This window comes from Stenotrophomonas sp. NY11291 (genome assembly GCF_023277365.1).
In the GTDB taxonomy this organism is placed as follows: Bacteria; Pseudomonadota; Gammaproteobacteria; order Xanthomonadales; family Xanthomonadaceae; genus Stenotrophomonas; species Stenotrophomonas geniculata.
Genome location: NZ_CP096975.1, coordinates 1,002,192 through 1,021,378, shown reverse-complemented (window position 1 = coordinate 1,021,378; position 19,187 = coordinate 1,002,192). Strand labels below are relative to the sequence as shown.

At 65.5% G+C, this 19,187-nt stretch carries 18 protein-coding genes, 6 tRNA genes and 1 other RNA gene; 5 read left to right on the top strand and 20 right to left on the bottom strand.

Going from position 1 to position 19,187, the window contains the following annotated elements:
- Positions 1-120: 120 nt before the first annotated feature.
- Positions 121-438 carry a quaternary ammonium compound efflux SMR transporter SugE gene (gene sugE / locus M1L61_RS04780; RefSeq protein ID WP_010483859.1) on the bottom strand — a complete coding sequence of 106 codons (318 nt, stop codon included), beginning with the start codon at positions 436-438 and terminating at the stop codon, positions 121-123.
- A gap of 300 nt (positions 439-738) precedes the next feature.
- Between sugE and ffs the strand changes: the two genes are divergently transcribed.
- Positions 739-835, top strand: an RNA gene (ffs, locus tag M1L61_RS04775) — signal recognition particle sRNA small type.
- A 78-nt stretch (positions 836-913) separates the two neighbouring features.
- On the opposite strand, the gene M1L61_RS04770 is transcribed toward ffs, so the two are convergent.
- Genes M1L61_RS04770 through M1L61_RS04760 form a run of 3 tightly spaced genes read right to left on the bottom strand, consistent with a single transcriptional unit; the run spans position 914 to position 2,816 of the window.
- On the bottom strand, positions 914-1,303 hold the full coding sequence (locus M1L61_RS04770; RefSeq protein WP_019336675.1) for a nuclear transport factor 2 family protein: 390 nt from the start codon (positions 1,301-1,303) through the stop codon (positions 914-916).
- Positions 1,300-2,067, bottom strand: coding sequence for an MBL fold metallo-hydrolase (locus M1L61_RS04765; RefSeq protein ID WP_043398197.1), 768 nt, complete (start codon positions 2,065-2,067; stop codon positions 1,300-1,302). Before M1L61_RS04765 ends, M1L61_RS04770 begins: the two co-directional genes overlap by 4 nt.
- Positions 2,067-2,816, bottom strand: coding sequence for a 3-deoxy-D-manno-octulosonic acid kinase (locus tag M1L61_RS04760; RefSeq protein WP_010483865.1), 750 nt, complete (start codon positions 2,814-2,816; stop codon positions 2,067-2,069). The genes M1L61_RS04765 and M1L61_RS04760 overlap by 1 nt, the downstream gene beginning before the upstream one ends.
- A 20-nt stretch (positions 2,817-2,836) precedes the next feature.
- On the opposite strand from M1L61_RS04760, the gene M1L61_RS04755 reads away from it, so the two are divergent.
- On the top strand, positions 2,837-3,883 hold the full coding sequence (locus tag M1L61_RS04755; RefSeq protein ID WP_010483867.1) for a glycosyltransferase family 9 protein: 1,047 nt from the start codon (positions 2,837-2,839) through the stop codon (positions 3,881-3,883).
- A gap of 18 nt (positions 3,884-3,901) precedes the next feature.
- Here the strand turns inward: M1L61_RS04755 and M1L61_RS04750 are convergent, their stop codons facing one another.
- Together M1L61_RS04750 and M1L61_RS04745 are read right to left on the bottom strand one after the other, a co-directional pair.
- Positions 3,902-4,306: a DUF6165 family protein gene (locus M1L61_RS04750; RefSeq protein WP_010483869.1), complete on the bottom strand. Its 405-nt coding sequence runs from the start codon at positions 4,304-4,306 to the stop codon at positions 3,902-3,904.
- 241 nt (positions 4,307-4,547) lie between these two features.
- Positions 4,548-4,638: transfer RNA gene (locus tag M1L61_RS04745), tRNA-Ser, on the bottom strand.
- A 165-nt stretch (positions 4,639-4,803) separates the two neighbouring features.
- Here M1L61_RS04745 and M1L61_RS04740 point away from each other — a divergent pair.
- Complete coding sequence (locus M1L61_RS04740; protein ID WP_010483871.1) at positions 4,804-5,508, top strand: protein phosphatase 2C domain-containing protein; 705 nt, start codon at positions 4,804-4,806, stop codon at positions 5,506-5,508.
- 62 nt (positions 5,509-5,570) lie between these two features.
- On the opposite strand, the gene dnaQ is transcribed toward M1L61_RS04740, so the two are convergent.
- Genes dnaQ through M1L61_RS04725 form a run of 3 tightly spaced genes read right to left on the bottom strand, consistent with a single transcriptional unit; the run spans position 5,571 to position 7,417 of the window.
- Positions 5,571-6,302, bottom strand: a complete 732-nt coding sequence (gene dnaQ / locus M1L61_RS04735) for a DNA polymerase III subunit epsilon (protein WP_010483873.1) — start codon at positions 6,300-6,302, stop codon at positions 5,571-5,573.
- Positions 6,303-6,306: 4 nt separating this feature from the next.
- On the bottom strand, positions 6,307-6,759 hold the full coding sequence (gene rnhA, locus M1L61_RS04730; RefSeq protein ID WP_010483875.1) for a ribonuclease HI: 453 nt from the start codon (positions 6,757-6,759) through the stop codon (positions 6,307-6,309).
- A 13-nt stretch (positions 6,760-6,772) separates the two neighbouring features.
- Complete coding sequence (locus tag M1L61_RS04725; RefSeq protein ID WP_010483877.1) at positions 6,773-7,417, bottom strand: methyltransferase domain-containing protein; 645 nt, start codon at positions 7,415-7,417, stop codon at positions 6,773-6,775.
- An 11-nt stretch (positions 7,418-7,428) separates the two neighbouring features.
- Here M1L61_RS04725 and gloB point away from each other — a divergent pair, with 11 nt between their 5' ends.
- The gene (gene gloB, locus M1L61_RS04720; protein ID WP_248854384.1) at positions 7,429-8,193 is read left to right on the top strand and encodes a hydroxyacylglutathione hydrolase; all 765 of its coding nucleotides are present in this window, start codon (positions 7,429-7,431) and stop codon (positions 8,191-8,193) included.
- Entirely contained in the window at positions 8,190-9,389 is a 1,200-nt protein-coding gene (locus M1L61_RS04715) for a lytic transglycosylase domain-containing protein (protein ID WP_010483881.1), read from the top strand. The genes gloB and M1L61_RS04715 overlap by 4 nt, the downstream gene beginning before the upstream one ends.
- 197 nt (positions 9,390-9,586) lie before the next feature.
- Here the strand turns inward: M1L61_RS04715 and M1L61_RS04710 are convergent, their stop codons facing one another.
- The 11 genes from M1L61_RS04710 to tig all read right to left on the bottom strand — a co-directional run bounded on the left by M1L61_RS04710 (position 9,587) and on the right by tig (position 18,923).
- The gene (locus M1L61_RS04710) at positions 9,587-11,542 is read right to left on the bottom strand and encodes a peptidyl-prolyl cis-trans isomerase (protein ID WP_248854383.1); all 1,956 of its coding nucleotides are present in this window, start codon (positions 11,540-11,542) and stop codon (positions 9,587-9,589) included.
- A gap of 181 nt (positions 11,543-11,723) precedes the next feature.
- Positions 11,724-11,800 (bottom strand) — tRNA-Asp (locus M1L61_RS04705).
- Between the two features lie 106 nt (positions 11,801-11,906).
- Positions 11,907-11,983, bottom strand: a tRNA-Asp gene (locus tag M1L61_RS04700).
- Positions 11,984-12,070: 87 nt separating this feature from the next.
- Positions 12,071-12,147 (bottom strand) — tRNA-Asp (locus M1L61_RS04695).
- 85 nt (positions 12,148-12,232) lie between these two features.
- Positions 12,233-12,309, bottom strand: a tRNA-Asp gene (locus M1L61_RS04690).
- A 26-nt stretch (positions 12,310-12,335) separates the two neighbouring features.
- Positions 12,336-12,410: transfer RNA gene (locus M1L61_RS04685), tRNA-Val, on the bottom strand.
- An 11-nt stretch (positions 12,411-12,421) separates the two neighbouring features.
- Positions 12,422-12,694, bottom strand: coding sequence for an HU family DNA-binding protein (locus tag M1L61_RS04680; protein WP_004146343.1), 273 nt, complete (start codon positions 12,692-12,694; stop codon positions 12,422-12,424).
- 217 nt (positions 12,695-12,911) lie between these two features.
- Positions 12,912-15,365, bottom strand: coding sequence for an endopeptidase La (lon, locus tag M1L61_RS04675; RefSeq protein ID WP_197576540.1), 2,454 nt, complete (start codon positions 15,363-15,365; stop codon positions 12,912-12,914).
- A 142-nt stretch (positions 15,366-15,507) separates the two neighbouring features.
- Positions 15,508-16,797: an ATP-dependent Clp protease ATP-binding subunit ClpX gene (gene clpX / locus M1L61_RS04670; RefSeq protein ID WP_019336555.1), complete on the bottom strand. Its 1,290-nt coding sequence runs from the start codon at positions 16,795-16,797 to the stop codon at positions 15,508-15,510.
- 126 nt (positions 16,798-16,923) lie between these two features.
- Positions 16,924-17,550, bottom strand: a complete 627-nt coding sequence (gene clpP, locus M1L61_RS04665) for an ATP-dependent Clp endopeptidase proteolytic subunit ClpP (RefSeq protein ID WP_004146318.1) — start codon at positions 17,548-17,550, stop codon at positions 16,924-16,926.
- A gap of 77 nt (positions 17,551-17,627) precedes the next feature.
- On the bottom strand, positions 17,628-18,923 hold the full coding sequence (gene tig, locus M1L61_RS04660; protein WP_010483893.1) for a trigger factor: 1,296 nt from the start codon (positions 18,921-18,923) through the stop codon (positions 17,628-17,630).
- Positions 18,924-19,187: the final 264 nt, after the last annotated feature.

Sequence of the window (19,187 nt, the reverse complement as noted above, 5' to 3'; positions counted from 1 at the left end):
GAATCACGCTCGTTATTTTCATGACGTGCGTCAAATAAAACGAGCGGACAAAATGGCTTTGCCGAAAATGCATATACCTGCAGGACGCGGGGAATCCATTCCCCGCTCAACTAAATGCATTCAGCTGCTGGAGAGTTTCATCAGCACCAGCCCGGACACGATCAAGACCGCTGCACCGATCCGCATCGGGCTGACCTGCTCACCGAGGAACACGATGCCGACCACGAACGCGCCTACCGCACCGATGCCGGTCCAGATCGTATAGGCGGTACCCAATGGCAGGCTGCGCATGGCCACCGCCAGCAGCCAGAAGCTGGCGATCATGCCGATGATCGTGACCACGGTGGGGGTGAGCTTGGTGAAGCCTTCGGACTGCTTCATGGACACGGCCCAGACGATTTCCAGCAGGCCGGCGAACAACAGATAGATCCAGGCCATGACAGCCCTCCTCTTGGTAGGGCCAGGCCGTCCTGGTCATTGATTCCCGATGTGGGGGAGGTCGTTCCTCCTGGCCGGCATTCTAGCAACGCCGGTCGCGCCGGGGCGTTGCCAGCAGACGCGGGTTACAGCCGATTCAGTGCACGAAGCTGGCGTCGATGTACCTGCCTGCGCTATAGTTGCGTTCTGCCATCGGCCAGCCGATGTGCAGTCCGGCTGTGGTCTCCGGCGCATCGCGCGCTGCTTCCCCTGATCGGTGAACCGGCCGCCCACTGGGCGGCCAACGTCTCTATGGTGGCCCCGTCGGCCCCTCGCGACGCTAGGTCGAAAATCCCGCCAGGGCCGGAAGGCAGCAACGGTATCGATCGACGCGGGCGCCGAGGTCAGCCGGCGGGGCCATCGCCTTTTCCGGCGACGCCCCGCCTCTGGTAGATGCCAACCTTGGTTGGCGCCGTGCGCCGAGCATGGCCCGGTGCTACCGCGCCTCGGGCGTGCCCTGATGGAACACCACGCGCCACCGTTGCCCATGCCGGCGCCACAGCGAGCTGCGCAGCACCCAGCGCTGCGCCTGCCCATCGACGTGATGGCGGCTGCGGTAGCGCACCTGGGCCAGACCGTCGGCCAACAACCACACCGCGTACCGTTCCGATTCGATCAGCACCTGCGCGCGCTCCAAGGGGATCTCCTGCAACGCCGCATCAAGGCCGTAGCATTGCCCGGAGCTGCCGATCTCGCTGAAATCCTCGTCCAGCAGGGCCGCAAGGGACTCGCGATCCCCCCGCACCTGCGGCGCATGCAGCGCGCGTTCCAGCGCCTCCAGTTCGGCCGCCAGCGCCGCGTCGGCGGGCTGGCCAACACCGCTCACGGCGGATCCTGCGCCAGCACGTGCGGCGCCGTCGGGCTCGCCAACCGCACGCACTGCCCCGGCTGGGCGACGCGGTGGCCGCGCGCGGCCAGCGCCACACCGTCAGCCACGCTGGCGTAGTGGTAGAGCATCATCCGGGACTGCAGCTCGGCGCTGTACTCGCGCTCCAGGTCGTCCACACCGGTATGCGACGGGTTGCCGTGCAGGCCGCAGTCGTGCGCGATCAGTTCGTTGTCGTTGGCGAAACGGGCCAGCATCTCCGGAATCGGCCGGGTATCGCCGCTCCAGGTCAGCGCGCCCTGCAGGCGCAGGCCATAGGCCGTCTCCGGCCAATGGTGGCGCACCGGGAACACCTCCAGGCGCACGCCCTCATGCCAGAACGCCTCGCCCACCACGATCAGCTGGAACGCATCCCAGAAGTTGGCGCCGCCCTCGGCCAGCACGTTCGGGTAATCCCCGATGCGCTTGTGCAGCAGCGGCACCACCGTGGCAGGCACATACAGGCGCACCTTGCCGCGCCGGTGCGCATTGAAGAAGGTATCGACGAACAGGCGCTCGAAGCCCGCCACGTGGTCCAGGTGCACATGGGTGACGAACAACGCCTGCGGCATGTGGCCGTAGTGCGCCTTGAACGCGGTCAGGCCTTCACCGCCGCAGTCGATGGTCAGCCACGGACGCCCGTCCCGCTCGATCACCGACATCGGCGACCCCAGCTCGACCGCCGACGCATTGCCGACGCCGAGGAAACGCAACGACCAGTCCATCAGGTGCCCCGGTTCCAGGCCATGTCATAGGCGCGGCGCAGCCGCGCGAAGTCCTTCTGCACGTCTTCCATGCTGCGCTCGCCGCGCAGCTTGATCAGCGAGCGCAGCAGGCGCTTGAGATTGCGTTCGCGCCAGGCGGTCGCCGGGATGCGGATCACCCCGCGGTCGAAGTCGATCAGCCAGCCATGGCCATTGCCGTCGAACAGGATGTTGTGCGCATTGAGGTCGGCATGGTCCAGGCCGGCACGGTGGAAGCGCGCGATCAGCCGCCCGGTTTCCTCCCACGGTGCGCCCCGGCCAGCGACCAGCGCACGGTCGGCCAGCGAACGGACACCCTCGATCCGCTCCATCAGGATCGCGGCCCGGTAGCGCAGGCCCTCGCGCATGTAGAACGCGGCGATCGGCCGTGGCACCGGCAGCTTCTTCTCGCGCAACGCGCGCATCAGCCGGAATTCGGCGAAACTGCGGGTGCGGTCCGCGCCGCGCCAGAAGTACTGGTCATGGCTGATCTTCGCCGCCAGGCCACCGCGCAGGTAGTGGCGCAGCACGCTGGGGCCGAACGGCGCATCGACCAACCAGGCGCTGCCACGGCCGCCCTCACCCACCGGCCGGGCCCTGCTTCCCCAGTGCTGGGGCGAGAACAGGCCGATCTCGGCTTGCCGCAGCCGCTCGCGGTCGAACAGAATGGCCCCGATGCCGCGACCCTCGCGGCATGGCGTCAGCGCTTCATTGGCGTCGAATGCGACCATTTCATTGAGTCTAACAACACATGGCATCAGCGTCCTCCTCCTTGTGCCTCCTGCGCCTGTCCGCACTTGGCGATGTCACCCACGTGGTGCCCCTGGTGCGCACCCTGCAGGCTGCGCGTCCGGACACGCCGATCCACTGGATCATCGACAAGGCCGGCCACAAGCTGCTCGACGGCCTGCCTGGCGTCACCTTCCATGCCTACGACAAGAAAAGCGGCATGGCCGGGGTCAAGGAACTGCGCAGGCAGCTGCCACCGGGGCGCTTTGAAGCGCTGCTGCAGATGCAGGTGGCGTTCCGCGCCAACCTGCTGTCGGCCTTCATTCCCGCAGAGCGTCGCATCGGCTACGACCGCAGCCGATCGAAGGATCTGCACGGTCTCTTCATCAACGAGCGCATCCCCGACCGCCCCGGCATCCATGTGCTGGACGCCATCGGCAGCTTCTGTGAACCCCTTGGCCTGCGCCAGGCCGAGGTCAGCTGGGACCTGGCGGTGCCGCAGTCCGCGTATGAGTGGGCCGCCGCGCAATGGCAGGACGATGGCCGACCGGTACTGATGATCTCGCCCTGTTCCAGCCACGTGCGCCGCAACTGGTATGCAGACCGCTATGCAGCCGTGGCCAACCATGCCGCACAGCGCGGTTGGCGGGTGGTGCTGTGTGGTGGCCGCAGCGAGCTGGAGCGCAGCATGGCCGATGCCATCCAGGCCCAGCTGCACACGCCGGCACTGGACCTGGTCGGCAAGGACACCTTGAAGCAGCTGCCGGCACTGCTGGCCCGCGCCAATCTGGTGATGACCCCGGACTCGGGCCCGATGCACATCGCCAACGCGATGGGCGCCAAGGTACTGGGCCTGCATGCGGCCAGCAACCCGAACCGCAGCGGTCCCTATTCCGACCGCCGCTACTGCGTGGACCGCTACGATGATGCCGCGCGCAAGTACCTGGCCAAGCAGGCCGCGGATCTGAAGTGGGGCACCAAGATCGAGTTCGACGATGTGATGGAACTGATCACTGTCGAAGACGGTATCGCTGCGTTCGAACGCTACGTCGCCGACCACCTGGGGTGAGCGGCAGGCTGCCGGGGATTACGCGCGCTGCGCGTAATCCTGGTAGGACTTCTCTTCCACGTACGCCGAACCCAGCGCCAGGTTGATCGCCTTCTTGATGCGCGCGCGTTCGTCGTTGCGCAGGTAGACACTGCGCGCCAGGTCGATGAAGCCCTGATCGAACGCCTGCGCCTTCTCCTTCAGGCGGATGTCGTCCTCGATGTCCCACAGCTGCTCGTTGACCGTCTTCAGCTCGGCACGCAGCTTGGCGATGTCCTTCACCGCCGCCGGGTGTGCCATCCAGGTCTGCTCCAGCGCCGACAGCTCCTTGCGCACATTGGCCAGCTTGCCCTCGTCGCTGATGCGCTCGGACTTGATCTGCAGGATCGAGATCTTGTCCAGCAGCTCGCCGAAGGAAACGGGGACGAGGATTTCAGCGGTCATCGGGAAAAGCTCCAGCAGGTGATGCGTGCAGTTTAACCCGCAGCTCGCGATGGGACAGGTAGATCCATCTGGAGGAACAAGCCCCTCTGTTGAGGGGCTGCCCCGACAGGGGCGGGGAGAGGCCGGCAAAGGGAGGGGCCCACGCGTTGCACAGCAACGCGTGGGGCGACGCGCAACGCGCGTCGCGTCCCGCGCCAGATAAAGAAAAAGGGCTGCCTTTCGGCAGCCCTTTTTCTTTATCTGGCGGAGAGGGGGGGATTCGAACCCCCGAGGCGCTATAAACGCCTGCCTGATTTCGAGTCAGGTACATTCAACCACTCTGCCACCTCTCCGGGTGGTCCCCGGCGGACCGGGGACGCGCATCATACGAGGAAGTGAGGCCGACGACAAGTCATTCCGGCCAACGAAGTGAAAATTTCCTGAGCGCATGCCTTGCCGGATGCGTGCCGTCACCCGATGATGCCTGTCTCCCCAGCAACACCCCGCCCCAGCCCCCCATGATCGAATTCGGACACCTCACCCACCCCGGCATGCGCCGCGAGCTCAACGAGGACACCTACTACGGTGACAGCGAGCTGGCCTTGTGGCTGGTGGCCGACGGCATGGGCGGACCCGCCTGCGGCGAAGTGGCAAGCGCGCTGGCACGCGAGACCATCGTGCGCGAGATCCGCCGCGGCGCGCCGCTGGCGCAGGCCATCCGCACCGCCGACGAAGAGATCATCCGCGCCTCGCGCCGACGCAACGACACGCTGCCGATGGGCACCACCGTGGTTGCCGCGCGCGTGCAGGGCAATCGCTATGAAGTGGCGTGGGTCGGCGACAGCCGCGCCTACCTGTGGCGCGACGGCCAACTTGCGCAGCTCAGCCAGGACCACAGCGTGGTGCAGGAACTGGTCGCGCAGGGCAACCTGACCGCCGAACAGGCGCGCGCACATCCGCATCGCAACGTGGTCACCCAGGCGCTGGGCGTGACCGATCCGGCGCATCTGAACGTGGCCACCACCAGCGGTGAACTGCGCCCGGGCATGCAGCTGCTGCTGTGCAGTGACGGACTGACCGAGGAAGTGGACGACCGCGGCATCGCCCGCACCCTCGCCTTCGACGATGCCAGCGCGCAGGAGTGCGTGGATACGCTGGTCGCGGCCGCGCTCGACGGCGGTGGCCGCGACAACATCAGCGTCATCCTGGTGCGCTGCCACTGAACCTGGTGCATGAGCCGAGCATGGGCTCGGCTCTACAGTAGATCCACGCCATGCGTGGATGTTTATGCGCTGGCGGGCTCTTCCACCTTCGGGCCATCCCACAGCGCGTGGCCAGCCTTCTTGCGCAGCCGCTCCAGTCGCGCGGCATGCGCTTCCAGTTCCGACGGCGTGGCCACCACGCGCGGGCGCGGCAGCAGCTTGCTGGTGTCGAAGGCCTGCAGCGCCGCACCGGCACCACCGCCATCGTCATCGCCCAGGCCGAAGCCGATTTCCTCCTGGCCCGAGGTCAGCGCGATGTAGACGTCGCCCAGGATCTGCGCATCGAGCAGGCCGCCGTGCAGTGCACGGTGCGAGTTGTCCACGCCCAGCCGCTTGCACAGCGCATCCAGCGAATTGCGCTGGCCCGGGAAGCGCTCGCGCGCCATCACCAGGGTATCGATCACGGTGCAGCGGTCGGTGATCTTCCCGTACTGCGGTCCCAGCAGCGACAGCTCGTTGTCGAGGAAGCCGAGGTCGAACGCCGCGTTATGGATGATCAGTTCGGCGCCATCGATGAAGGCCAGGAACTCGTCGGCGATCTGCGCGAAGTCCGGCTTGTCATCGAGGAACTCCAGGGTCAGGCCGGTGACTTCCTGCGCGCCCTGTTCGAACTCACAGTCCGGCTTGATGTACTGGTGGTAGTTGTTGCCGGTCGGGCGGCGCTTGAACAGCTCCACGCAGCCGATTTCGACAATGCGGTTGCCCTTCTTCCACTCCAGGCCGGTGGTTTCGGTATCGAGGATGATCTGACGCATGGGCTCAGTTTACCGGGCTGGCGTCGCGGATCTGGATCGCCGCGTTGCGGGCCAGGGTATCCACCCGCTCATTGTCGGGGTCGCCGGAGTGCCCCTTCACCCACCGCCAGTCGATCTGGTGCCGCAGCGTGGCCGCCTGCAGGCGCTCCCACAGCTCGCGGTTTTTCACCGGATCGCCACCGGCGGTCTTCCAGTTCTTGCGGATCCAGCCCGGCATCCACTGGGTCAGGCCCTGCCTCACGTACTGCGAATCGGTATAGAGCACGATGCTGCACGGCTCGGTCAGCGACTCCAGCCCGGAAATGGCCGCCATCAGCTCCATCCGGTTGTTGGTGGTGTGCGCCTCGCCACCGCTCAGCTCACGCTCGTGGCCCTTGTAGCGCAGCAGCGCAGCCCAGCCCCCGGGGCCGGGATTGCCAAGGCAGGAACCGTCGGTGTGGATTTCGATGGTTTTCAATACAACTCCAGAATCAGGTAGCTACGGTGCCGTGCCAGCGCACCGGCAGCGGTTTCGGCCCGGGCAGGGCCAGCGTGCGTTTTTCCGCATGGAACAGGCAGGCCGCACGCAGTGGTGCCCAACCTCCGGGACGACGGCTGCCCGCACCGCGCCAGAGCGGGCCCAGGTAACGCATATCGTCGCACTCCAGCCCATGACGGCCGAGCAGCAGGCGGATCCGCTGCGGCGTGCGCACCACCAGCCCATGCTGGCGCCAGCGCGTGCGGTACGGGCTGAACGGATTGAGGCTGCTCAGCCACAGGTGGCCGCCCGGCATCAGCACGCGCTCGCACTCGTCGAGCAGCCGATCAGCGTCGGCCGCGGTGACATGCTGCAGCACGATCGCATTGACGCTTTCATTGGCCAGCGGCAACGGCAGCGCGCAGCGGGTGTCGCCGGCATAGCCCGGCCCCTGTCGATACAGGCGCAGGCCGCGCCCACCCAGCTGCGCATCCTCCAGCCAGGCCGCACTCGGCGCGATCCACAGCCAGGGCTGCGCCGGCAGCACTGACAGCTGCGGCAGCAGCAATTGCCGTTCCAGCACGCGCAAGGCCTCCGCCGGTTCACTGTCGAACCACGGGGTCTGGCTCGCTTGACGGGTGCTCTGCAGCGCGGGCATGGTCCAATTCTATGCGACTGACTGCCCTGCCCGCATTTGCGGATAACTACATCTGGACGCTGATCGACGACGAGGGTGCCGCCGTGGTCGTCGACCCCGGTGATGCCGCGCCCGTGCTCGCGCTGGCCGACCAGGGCCTGCGCGTGGACACGATCCTGCTCACCCATCACCACGACGATCACATCGGTGGCGTGCCGGCATTGCAGGCGCGTTTCCCCGGCGTGCGGGTCGTCGCGCCGGTCGAGGAACGCATTGCCACGGCGACCGAGCGGGTCGGTGAAGGTGAACGCGTTCAGGCACTGGGCCGGACGTTCCACGTACTATCCGTGCCCGGGCATACCCGCAGCCACATCGCGTTTCACACTGCTGAACATCTTTTCAGCGGAGATTCGTTGTTCAGCCTGGGCTGTGGACGCCTGTTCGAAGGTACGCCGTCCCAGCTGCTGGCGTCGATGCGCAAGCTGGGTGCCCTGCCCGCGCAACTGCTGCTTTGTTGCGCTCATGAGTACACCGTGTCAAATGCCGTCTTCGCGCGGCATGTCGACCCCGCCAACGCTGCCTTGTGGCAGCGCCAAGAGGAGGCTTTGGCCATGCGCCGCGATGACCGTTCCACCCTGCCGGTAACCCTGGCCAACGAATTCGACTGCAATCCCTTCCTGCGTGTGCACGCTGCACCGATCCGTGCGTCGGTATCGGCACACCTGGGCCGTGACGTCGTGGACGACGTCGACGTGATGGCCGGTCTCCGGCACTGGAAAGACGGCTTCCGCGCATGATGCGCCGAAGTCTGCCGCTGGCCCTGGGCCTTGCCCTGGGGCTGGCCGGAACCGCGGGCGCACAGTCGCTGGGTGCCGGCATCAGCCAGAACCTGACCGCTGCTGCGGCCCTGCCGCTGGACGCTTCAGCGCTGCCCGCCGCTTCGGTGCGCAACGGCCAGGAGATCTTCACCAGCTTCCGCGACGGCCTGGCCGAGCCCAGCTGCGATGCCGAGGCCACCAGCCCGCGCTGGCAGAAGCAGTTCGCCCACGCCCCCTCGCGCCTGGCCAATCAGGATGATGATGCGCTGGTGCTGTTCGGCTATGTGGTCGAAGAGCTGCGCAAGGCCAACCTGCCCACCGAATTCGCGCTGATCCCGTTCGTGGAAAGCGGCTATCGGCCCAATGCCCGCAACGGCAGCGGCCCGACCGGCCTGTGGCAGTTCATCGCCACCACCGCGCGCAACCACCGCGTGCCGATGGCCAACGGCTATGACGGCCGCCTGTCGGCGGTGGATTCCACCCAGGCCGCGGTGCGCTACCTGAAGACCCTGCACGGCATGTTCGGTGGCGACTGGCGCCTGGCCACCATGGCCTACAACGCCGGCGAGTACCGGGTACTGCAGTCCATGCGCAAGGCTGGCATGAACGCGCAGAACGCCAAGCCCGCAGCCCTGCCGGGCCTGTCGCCGGTCACCCATGCCTATGTCGAGAAGCTGCATGCCCTGGCCTGCGTGCTGGAAGACGTGGAAGACCAGCCGGGCGTGATGGCCTCGCTGGACCGCACCGTGCCGGTGCTGAAGGACCACACCCTGCCGGCCGGCACCAGCGTCCAGCAGTGGGCCGCACAGCGCGCGCTGGACCCTGCCAGGATCGCCCGCCTCAACCCGGCCCTGGCCGCCGGCAACCGCGCCTCTGGAACCACCCGGGTGCTGGCCCCGGTCTCGGCTGCCAATGCGACTGTGACGGAAACCGCGACCACACTGGTGGCCAGCACCGCACCGGTTGCCACGACCACGCCGACGCCGCAGGTGGCCAAGACCGTCGCCGCGATCGCCGACCGCCCGCGCAGCCGCCGCCACACCGTGCGTGATGGCGAGTCGGCATGGACCATCGCCCGTCGCTACGGCATGCCGGTGAAGGCGCTGCTGTCACTGAACGGCCTGAGCGGCAGCAGCGTGCTGAAGCCGGGCGCGGTACTGCGCGTCGAGGATTGAAGCAGGCGCGGTTCCGGCCGCGCCCTGCCCTGCTTCCTGTAGAGCCGAGCCCATGCTCGGCTTTTTCATGTTCGCGCCCTGCCGGGGTTCATGACAGGCCGAGCATGGGCTCGGCTCTACAGTTCAATTTCCAGCATCGCTCCCAATAAAAAAGGCCCGGCATTGCCGGGCCTTTCTCGTCCTGCCCGCCGCCAGGCTTACAGGTTCTCTTCGGTGGTCTGGATCACGAACTTCTTGCGCATCGCCTCGACGTAGGCCTTGGCTGCGGCCATGCCGTCGATCTGGCTCAGCTGGTCCTTGAGCTGCTTCTGCTGCTCGGCGGTCACTTCCTTGATGTCGCCCGGGTTGACCTTGTTCACTGCGAACAGCAGCGCGTGGCCGTTGACGTCGACCTTGCCGTAGCTCGGCTTGCCTTCCGCCGGCACCGGCGCACTGAAGATCGCGCGGTTGATCTCCAGAGTCGGCACCGGCTGGCTGCGCGGCAGGCCTGGCATCGGGCTCAGCTGCAGCTTCTCGCTGGCAGCCAGCGACTGCAGGGTGGCACCGGCCTTCAGCTTGGCCAGCACGGCGTCGGCGGCCTTGTCGCTGGCCTGACGCTGGCGGTCGGCGCGGATCGCGGCGATCACCTGTTCGCGCGCCTTGTCCAGCGGCATGGCCTGTTCCGGAGTGTGCGCGGCCACGCGGATGACCACACTGTGGTTGGTCGCGCCGCCCAGGGCGATCGGGTCGCTGGCGGTCCCGTCCTGCACCAGCACGTCGGAGAACGCGGCACGCAGCACGGCCGGGTCAGCGGCGATGCCACTGGCAGTGGCACGGGTGATCGGGCCCAGGGTCTGCAGCGGCAGGTTCACTTCCTTGGCCGCAGCAGCCAGATCGCTCGGGCTCTTGTTGATGGCGTCGACCAGCTTGCCGGCCAGTTCGTTGAAGCCGCGCTCGCCGTCGGCCTTCAGCTGCTCGGCAGCCAGCGTGTCACGCACTTCCTCGAACGACTTGCCTTCGCCGCCACGCACCGCGGCGACCTTGATGATGTGGTAGCCGAAGTCGGTCTTGACCGGACCGATCACGTCACCCGCCTTGGCAGCGAACAGTGCATCTTCGAACGGCTTGACCATCGCACCGCGCTCGACCCAACCCAGGTCACCGCCCTGGTCCTTTGAACCCGGGTCTTCCGAATTGGCCTTGGCCAGTGCAGCGAAGTCGGCACCGGCCGCCTTGGCTTCGGCAGCGATCTTGTTCGCCTTGGCTTCGGCGCCGTCACCGGTGATCAGGATATGGGCAGCCTGGCGCTGTTCCGGCGAGGTGAACTTCGCCTTCTCGTCTTCATAGCGCTTGCGAAGGGTCGCTTCGTCAGCCGCGGTCGGTGCCGGCAGGTTCGCGCCGTTGATCTCGACGTATTCCAGCGACACGCTTTCGGCCTGGCGGAAATCCTTGCCGTGGCTGTCGTACCACTGCTTGATCTGGGCGTCGGTGACCGGCGCGGTATCGGCCGGCACTTCCGGCAGCGCGGCCAGCTCGACGTCGCGGGTTTCACCCAGCAGCTTCAGCAGGCGCTCGGTCTCGGCCTGGGTGACGAAGCCCGAATTCTGCAGGCCCGACGGAATCACCGACTGCTGCAGGCTCTCGCGCACCAGCTCCTGGAACTGCGTGGGCGTACGCGGCGGATTGCCACCGGCCAGGGCCAGGCGATAGTTGTTCTCGTTGAACTTGCCGTTCGAATCGAGGAAGGCCGGGATGGTGGCGATGTACTCGCGCACCGCACCGTCGCCCACCACGACACCGGCCTGCTCGCCCACCAGGCGCACGACCTGCTCGTCGATCAGCTGATCGAGCACGGCCATCTTGTTTTCAGTGCTTTCGAACGCGCGCGGGTCGAAGTTCTCACCCTGCTGCTGGCGCTCGCGCATGCGCTCCTGCTCGAAGCGGGTGCGGAAATCCTGCGCACTGATCTCGTGGTGCTGCCACAGCATGCGTACCGGCCACCACGACGGCGCCGAACGCCACCAGGTCGGCGGCGCGGAAACCTTGGCCACGTTCTGTGCGCCAACGCCACCGAGGTAGCTGTTGTCGATCACGAACAGGAACGGAATCATCAGCAGCCCCAGGATCACGGTGACGATCCAGCCTGAGGTCTTGTCGCGGAGTTTCTGCAGCATGGTGAGAATCACAAGGCCTGATTGGCGAGCCCGGCAGTGTAACCCGCTTCGCCGCAGGGACCAAAAGCAGTGCCGGCGCGGCCTGCGCCGATCTTCGTGGACCTGCACCATCAGCACATCGGCAGGCCTGAGGCACGGCCCAAAGAAAAAGCCCCCGGCTTGCGCCGAGGGCTTTTAAAGTTGGCGGAGCGGACGGGACTCGAACCCGCGACCTCCGGCGTGACAGGCCAGCATTCTAACCAGCTGAACTACCGCTCCGCGCTTAAACTTTGCAGGCGCCCAGTATATCCGAAGACTCCCTGGAAACCCAGCCCGATGAACACTTTTTTCAAAGTTTTTTCACAGGGACTTAAGAATTCTGCAATGGCGGAGCGGACGGGACTCGAACCCGCGACCTCCGGCGTGACAGGCCAGCATTCTAACCAGCTGAACTACCGCTCCGTTCTTGCAAAAACCTTTTCGCCTTCTTCCCGAACCTGTCGGTGAGAATACAAGGCCCCCGGCTTCAGGCCGGGGGCCTCGATGTAGTGGCGGAGCGGACGGGACTCGAACCCGCGACCTCCGGCGTGACAGGCCAGCATTCTAACCAGCTGAACTACCGCTCCGCATTGTTGCTTTTTTTTGTTTTCCCACTGGCGTGGACCGGGGAGAAAACAAAGCCTCCAGCTTTTGGCCGGAGGCCTCGTTGAATGGCGGAGCGGACGGGACTCGAACCCGCGACCTCCGGCGTGACAGGCCAGCATTCTAACCAGCTGAACTACCGCTCCACACTCAAACTTTTACCGCGGTGCTGTGGTGGGTGCTGAGGGTTTCGAACCCCCGACCCTCTCCGTGTAAAGGAGACGCTCTACCGCTGAGCTAAGCACCCCAGCGAGCCGCTTAGTTTACAGCATCCTTCAGGGCCTTACCAGCCTTGAACGACGGATTCTTCGAAGCAGCGATCTTGATGGTGTCGCCGGTCTTCGGGTTGCGGCCGGTGCGGGCAGCACGGTCGCGGACCTGGAAGGTACCGAAGCCAACCAGGGTGACCGCATCGCCGTCCTTCAGCGCCTTGGTGACGGCAGCAACGACGGCATCGACAGCGCGGCTGGACTCGGCCTTGGTCAGGTCGGCAGCTTCAGCAACGGCATCGATCAATTCGGTCTTGTTCATTCTCTACAACTCCTTTGGCGGTGGGTTCCGCTTATTCGACAGGGAAGCAACCGCACGCCTTCTGCATGCGGCCGCCATGTGGAAACGGTTCGCCGATTCAGTCATCGCTGACAGCGATCACTCATTCGCGAGTGCTGCTTTTATACCAGTGGCCCTACCCCCACGCAAGCTGGAAAGCCAGCAACGACGCGGGTTTCGGGCCATCGGACAGCGCGCGTCAATGCTTGACGCGCGCGCTTCCACTCGGTTTGGCCTTGCTGCGCACCGTGACACGCTGCGCACTCTTGCGCGCCTTCTTCGGTGCCAGCGGACGCTCCAGCGCCAGGTCCAGGACTTCTTCGATGTACTTCACCGGCACGATCTCCAGATCGCGGGTGACGTTGGCCGGAATGTCTGCAAGGTCCTTGCGGTTCTCTTCCGGGATGATGACCGTGCGGATACCACCGCGCAGTGCGGCCAGCAGCTTCTCCTTCAAGCCACCGATGGCGGTGACACGACCACGCAGGGTGATCTCACCGGTCATCGCCACGTCGGCACGCACCGGCACCTTGGTCAGCATCGACACCAGCGAGGTGACCATTGCCGCACCGGCACTCGGGCCGTCCTTCGGCGTGGCGCCATCGGGCACGTGCAGATGCACGTCGTGCTTCTGCAGGAAGTCGCTGTCGATGCCAAAGCCCACGGCGCGCGAACGCACCACCGACAGTGCCGCCGACGCCGATTCCTTCATCACGTTGCCGAGCTGGCCGGTCAGGATCAACTGCCCCTTGCCCGGTACCAGCGTCGATTCGATCTGCAGCAGATCGCCACCGACTTCGGTCCACGCCAGTCCGGTGACCAGGCCGATCTCGTTTTCTTCCTCGGCACGGCCGAAGTCGAAGCGACGCACGCCCAGGTACTTGTCCAGGTTCTTGCTGGACACGCTCACCAGCGCCTTGGACTTCTTCGCACCCTTCTTCGCCTTCGCCGCCGGCTGCGGGCCGGCCAGTGCTATCTCCTTCACCACCTTGCGGCAGATCTTGGCGATCTCGCGTTCCAGGTTGCGCACGCCCGATTCGCGCGTGTAGTAGCGCACGATGTCCTGGATGGCATCACTGCCGATCTCCAGCTCTTCCGGCTGCAGGCCGTTGGCCTTGATCTGCTTGGGCACCAGGTAGCGGGTGGCGATGTTGAGCTTCTCATCCTCGGTGTAGCCGGGGATGCGGATCACTTCCATGCGGTCCAGCAACGGGCCCGGAATATTGAGCGAGTTCGAGGTGGCCACGAACATCACTTCGGACAGGTCCAGATCCACTTCCAGATAGTGGTCGTTGAACGCGTTGTTCTGCTCCGGGTCGAGCACTTCCAGCAGCGCCGAAGACGGATCGCCACGGAAGTCCATCGACATCTTGTCGATCTCGTCGAGCACGAACAGCGGGTTCTTGCTGCCGACCTTGTTGAGGTTCTGCACGATGCGGCCCGGCATCGAACCGACGTAGGTACGACGGTGGCCACGGATCTCGGCCTCGTCACGCACGCCGCCCAGCGACATGCGCACGAACTTGCGGTTGGTGGCCTTGGCGATGGACTGGCCCAGCGAGGTCTTGCCCACGCCCGGCGGCCCGACCAGGCACAGGATCGGGCCCTTCATCTGCTTCACGCGCGACTGCACCGCCAGGTACTCAAGGATGCGCTCCTTGACCTTCTCCAGGCCGTAGTGATCGGCATCGAGGGTGTCCTGCGCCACCTTCAGGTCCTTGCGCACCTTGCTGCGCTTCTTCCACGGCACGCCCAGCAGCCACTCCAGGTAGTTGCGCACGACCGCGGCTTCGGCCGACATCGGCGACATCTGCTTGAGCTTGTTCAGTTCGTTGCGTGCCTTGACTTCAACGGCCTTCGGCATGCCGGCTTCGGCGATCTTGCGGGCCAGCTCTTCCAGCTCGCCCGGCGCGTCGTCCAGGTCACCCAGTTCCTTCTGGATGGCCTTCATCTGTTCGTTGAGGTAGTACTCGCGCTGGCTCTTCTCCATCTGCGACTTCACGCGGCCGCGGATGCGCTTTTCCATCTGCTGCACGTCGATCTCGCCATCGACCAGGCCGACCAGCATCTCCAGGCGATCGCCGACGGCCAGCGTTTCCAGCAGGCGCTGCTTGTCGGCCAGGCGCACGCTGATGTGCGCGGCGATGGTGTCGGCCAGGCGCGCCGGCTCATCGATGCCCGACAGCGTCTGCAGCAGTTCCGGCGGCAGCTTGCGGTTGGTCTTGACGTACTGCTCGAACAGCGACATCAGCGAGCGGGCAATCGCCTCGACCTCGCGCGCTTCGCGCTCGTCGGTGGCGTCAATTTCCACCGCCTGCCCATGCAGCGAGCCGTTGCGCTCGTCGACGTGGGTGACCTGCACGCGCGACAGGCCTTCGACCAGCACCTTGATGGTGCCGTCGGGCAGCTTCAGCAGTTGCAGCACCTGCGCCAGCGTACCGACCTGGTAGAGATCGGCCGCATGCGGGTCATCGGTCTCGGCCGACTTCTGCGCCAGCAGCAGGATGCGCTTGTCCGCCTCCATTGCCTGTTCGAGCGCGTGCATGGACTTGTCACGGCCGACGAACAGCGGGATGACCATGTGCGGGAACACCACTACGTCGCGCAGCGGCAGGACCGGCAGGTCGAGGGTTTCACTTGGGGAACGGGCCATGGGGGCTCCAGGGAAGGGGAAAACCGCCTCCGGGAGGGCATCTTCCGGAGACAAAAAAAGCCGATGGCCCCGTTATGGGGCCATCGGCTTTCAGATGCAAGGCATTCCTTGAAAATCCTTTCCAATCAACAACCTGGAAGGATCACTCAGCGCCTGCGGCCTTCTGTTCAGGGGCCGCCGGGGTCTGGTAGATCAGGTACGGCTCGGACTTGTGCTCGATCACCGATTCGTCCACCACCACCTTGCTGACGTTTTCCTGCGACGGCAGGTCGTACATGGTGTCCAGCAGGACCGATTCGACGATGGTGCGCAGGCCACGGGCGCCGGTCTTGCGCTTGAGCGCCTTGCGGGCGATGGCCGACAACGCGTCCGGACGGAACTCCAGTTCGACGCTCTCCATCTCGAACAGCTTCTTGAACTGCTTGGTGATGGCGTTCTTCGGCTCGGTCAGGATCCTGATCAGGGCCGGCTCGTCCAGCTCCTCCAGGGTCGCCACCACCGGCAGGCGGCCGACGAACTCGGGGATCAGGCCGAACTTGATCAGGTCTTCCGGCTCGACTTCGGCCAGCACCTTGCCCACTTCCTGCTTGCGCTCGCTGCTCTTCACCTTGGCGCCGAAGCCGATGCTGCCGACGTCGGTGGAACGGGCCTGGATCACCTTGTCCAGCCCGGCGAACGCGCCGCCGCAGATGAACAGGATGTTCTTGGTGTCCACCTGCAGGAATTCCTGCTGCGGATGCTTGCGGCCGCCCTGCGGCGGAACGCTGGCCACGGTACCTTCGATCAGCTTCAGCAGGGCCTGCTGCACGCCTTCGCCGGACACATCGCGGGTGATCGACGGGTTCTCGCTCTTGCGCGAGATCTTGTCGATTTCATCGATGTAGACGATGCCCTGCTGCGCCTTCTCGACGTCGTAGTCGCACTTCTGCAGCAGCTTCTGGATGATGTTCTCCACGTCCTCGCCCACGTAACCGGCTTCGGTCAGCGTGGTGGCGTCGGCCATGGTAAACGGCACGTTGAGCAGGCGGGCCAGGGTCTCGGCCAGCAGCGTCTTGCCCGAACCGGTCGGGCCGACCAGCAGGATGTTCGACTTCGCCAGTTCGACGTCGTCGTTCTTCTGCCGGCTCTCGATGCGCTTGTAGTGGTTGTACACGGCCACGGCCAGGGTGCGCTTGGCGCGGTTCTGGCCGATCACGTACTGGTCGAGCACCTCGAGGATCTCGCGCGGCTTCGGCAGCGAACTGCGCGCCGACTGCGCCTTTTCCTCAAGTTCCTCGCGGATGATGTCGTTGCACAGCTCCACGCATTCATCACAGATGAACACGCTCGGACCCGCAATCAGCTTGCGCACTTCATGCTGGCTCTTGCCGCAGAAAGAGCAGTAGAGGATCTTGCCGGTGTCCGTGGAACGACCTTGGCGGTCTTCGCTCATGCTTCGCTTACCCAGTTACCCCACCCGCTGAACGGGGGTTCGATTCGAGAATAGCACAGGGCCGAGGGGACACCAGTCCCGCCCGACCCTGCAGGAACGGGGCCTCCATGGCCCCGTGAAGGCCGGTCAGCCGGCCTGGATCGACTCATCCGGACGACGCTCCAGGACCTGGTCGACCAGACCGTAGGCCTGCGCCTCGAAGGCGCTCTTGAAGTTGTCGCGCTCGGTGTCGCGGGCGATCGTCTCCAGCGACTGGCCGGTGTGCTTGGCCAGCACCTCGTTCAGGCGCGAACGCAGGGTCAGGATCTCACGCGCGTGGATGTCGATGTCGGTGGCCTGGCCCTGGTAGCCACCCAGCGGCTGGTGGATCATCACGCGCGAGTTCGGCAGCGCATAGCGCTTGCCGGCTTCGCCCGCGGCCAGCAGCAGGGCGCCCATCGAGGCAGCCTGGCCGATGCAGGTGGTGCTCACATTCGGCTTGATGTACTGCATGGTGTCGTAGATCGCCATGCCGGCGGTGACCACGCCACCCGGCGAGTTGATGTAGATGTTGATGTCCTTTTCCGGGTTCTCCGATTCCAGGAACAGCAACTGCGCCACCACCACGTTGGCCATGTGATCGTCGATCGGGCCCACGAGGAAGATCAGGCGCTCCTTCAACAGGCGCGAATAGATGTCGTAGGCACGCTCGCCGCGGCTGGTCTGCTCGACCACCATCGGAACCAGGTTCAGGGCTTTGGTTCGGTTGTCCATTACGTGAGGTACCTATCTTGGGGGGGCAACAACCCCGCGCCGGCAAAGGCACGGGGCATCCGGTGATCCGCCCGGGCTTACTGGCGGATCGCGTCCTGGAACGACAGCTTCTCTTCGGTGTGCTGGGCACGCTCGGCGATCCAGTCGATCACCTGCTCTTCCATCACACGGTTCTGCAGGCCAGACATCAGCTGGGGGTCATTGCGGTACATCTCAATGACCTGCTCCGGCTCTTCGTAGGTCGAAGCGATCAGACGCATCGTTTCGTTCAGGCGCTTGGCTTCCAGGCGCAGGTCGTTGATGCGGGCCACTTCACCGACCAGCAGGCCGACCAGCACGCGCTTGGCGGCCGCTTCCTTGAAGCCTTCGTGGGCATCGGCCGGGATCTCGCCAACGTTCTGGCCGTTGCGGCGGATCTGCTCGACCTGCTGGGCCAGCATGGCGCGGGCTTCGTTCTCGACCAGGCGCGGCGGCATTTCCACCGAGGAATAGGCGGCGATCAGCTGCTCGCCGACCTCGCGGCGCAGGCGGTTCATCAGGGCACCCTTCAGCTCGCGCTCCAGGTTGGCGCGGATGTCGCTGCGGAACTGCTCCACGTCGCCGCCCTTCACGCCGAAGCTCTTGATGAAGGCTTCGTCGACCGCCGGCACGACCGGCTCGGAGACTTCGGCAACCTTGACGGTGACCTGCACGGTCTTGCCGGCCAGCACCGGCACGCGCCAGTCAGCCGGGAACTCGACGTCCAGGGTCTTCTCTTCACCCTTGGCCAGGCCGACCAGGCCCTTTTCGATGGTCTCGAACATCATGCCCTGGCCGAGCACGATCGAACCCTTCTCGGTGCCTTCGGCCGGCAGGCGCTCTTCGCCGGCCTGCGACCAGGTTTCCACCGCGACCAGGTCACCGTCCTGCGCGCCACGGCTGACCGGGGCCCAGGTACGACGCTGGTTCTGCAGGTTCTCGATCATCTGGTCGATGTCGGCGTCGGTGATCTCGGCGGTATGGCGCACGACGGTCAGCTTGCTGACGTCGATGTCGCCGAAGTCCGGCACCACTTCCACGGTGGCCACGAAGGAGAACTCACCCTCGTCGCCCTTGTCGATGCGCGGGCTGCCGACGATGCGCAGGTCGTGCTCGCGCACGGCCGCGTCGAAGGTTTCGCGCAGCAGGCCGTCCAGCGCCTCACCACGGACCTGCGCGCCGAAGCGCTGCTCGATCACCTTGGCCGGCACCTTGCCCGGACGGAAACCCTTGATGCGGGTGGTACGGGCGATTTCGCCCAGGCGGCCGACGATGTGGCTCTGCAGACGCTCTTCCGGCAGCGAGAAGCTCAGGCGGCGTTCCAGGTTGCCGGTGGATTCGATCGAAGCTTGCATGTTGACTCCTGCCACCGGTGGCCCACGCCCCCGGCTCGATGATTGGGATGAAACGGTTGTAAGGACACGACGTCTGGGACGCGCCTGCTTGCCGCAGCCCTTTAGTTTCGCCCAATTCGGCCTGCACTGCCAGCGCGTGCCGGTCAAGTGGGCGTCGATGGCCCGATCAGGGCGGGGACAGGCCGGCACTGGTGCGAAAGGGGGGACTCGAACCCCCACGCCTTGCGGCACTGGAACCTAAATCCCGAAGCCCCTGCCGATTAG

Coding starts and splice junctions, on each gene's coding strand:
- M1L61_RS04760 (WP_010483865.1), bottom strand. CDS start 2,816: ATGGTCGCATTCGACGCCAATGAAGCGCTGACGCCATGCCGCGAGGGT.
- M1L61_RS04710 (WP_248854383.1), bottom strand. CDS start 11,542: ATGCTGCAGAAACTCCGCGACAAGACCTCAGGCTGGATCGTCACCGTG.
- clpX (WP_019336555.1), bottom strand. CDS start 16,797: ATGAGCGAAGACCGCCAAGGTCGTTCCACGGACACCGGCAAGATCCTC.
- M1L61_RS04765 (WP_043398197.1), bottom strand. CDS start 2,067: ATGGACTGGTCGTTGCGTTTCCTCGGCGTCGGCAATGCGTCGGCGGTC.
- M1L61_RS04680 (WP_004146343.1), bottom strand. CDS start 12,694: ATGAACAAGACCGAATTGATCGATGCCGTTGCTGAAGCTGCCGACCTG.
- M1L61_RS04750 (WP_010483869.1), bottom strand. CDS start 4,306: ATGACCGCTGAAATCCTCGTCCCCGTTTCCTTCGGCGAGCTGCTGGAC.
- lon (WP_197576540.1), bottom strand. CDS start 15,365: ATGGCCCGTTCCCCAAGTGAAACCCTCGACCTGCCGGTCCTGCCGCTG.
- dnaQ (WP_010483873.1), bottom strand. CDS start 6,302: ATGCGTCAGATCATCCTCGATACCGAAACCACCGGCCTGGAGTGGAAG.
- tig (WP_010483893.1), bottom strand. CDS start 18,923: ATGCAAGCTTCGATCGAATCCACCGGCAACCTGGAACGCCGCCTGAGC.
- gloB (WP_248854384.1), top strand. CDS start 7,429: ATGCGACTGACTGCCCTGCCCGCATTTGCGGATAACTACATCTGGACG.
- sugE (WP_010483859.1), bottom strand. CDS start 438: ATGGCCTGGATCTATCTGTTGTTCGCCGGCCTGCTGGAAATCGTCTGG.
- clpP (WP_004146318.1), bottom strand. CDS start 17,550: ATGGACAACCGAACCAAAGCCCTGAACCTGGTTCCGATGGTGGTCGAG.
- M1L61_RS04725 (WP_010483877.1), bottom strand. CDS start 7,417: ATGCCCGCGCTGCAGAGCACCCGTCAAGCGAGCCAGACCCCGTGGTTC.
- M1L61_RS04715 (WP_010483881.1), top strand. CDS start 8,190: ATGATGCGCCGAAGTCTGCCGCTGGCCCTGGGCCTTGCCCTGGGGCTG.
- M1L61_RS04740 (WP_010483871.1), top strand. CDS start 4,804: ATGATCGAATTCGGACACCTCACCCACCCCGGCATGCGCCGCGAGCTC.
- M1L61_RS04755 (WP_010483867.1), top strand. CDS start 2,837: ATGGCATCAGCGTCCTCCTCCTTGTGCCTCCTGCGCCTGTCCGCACTT.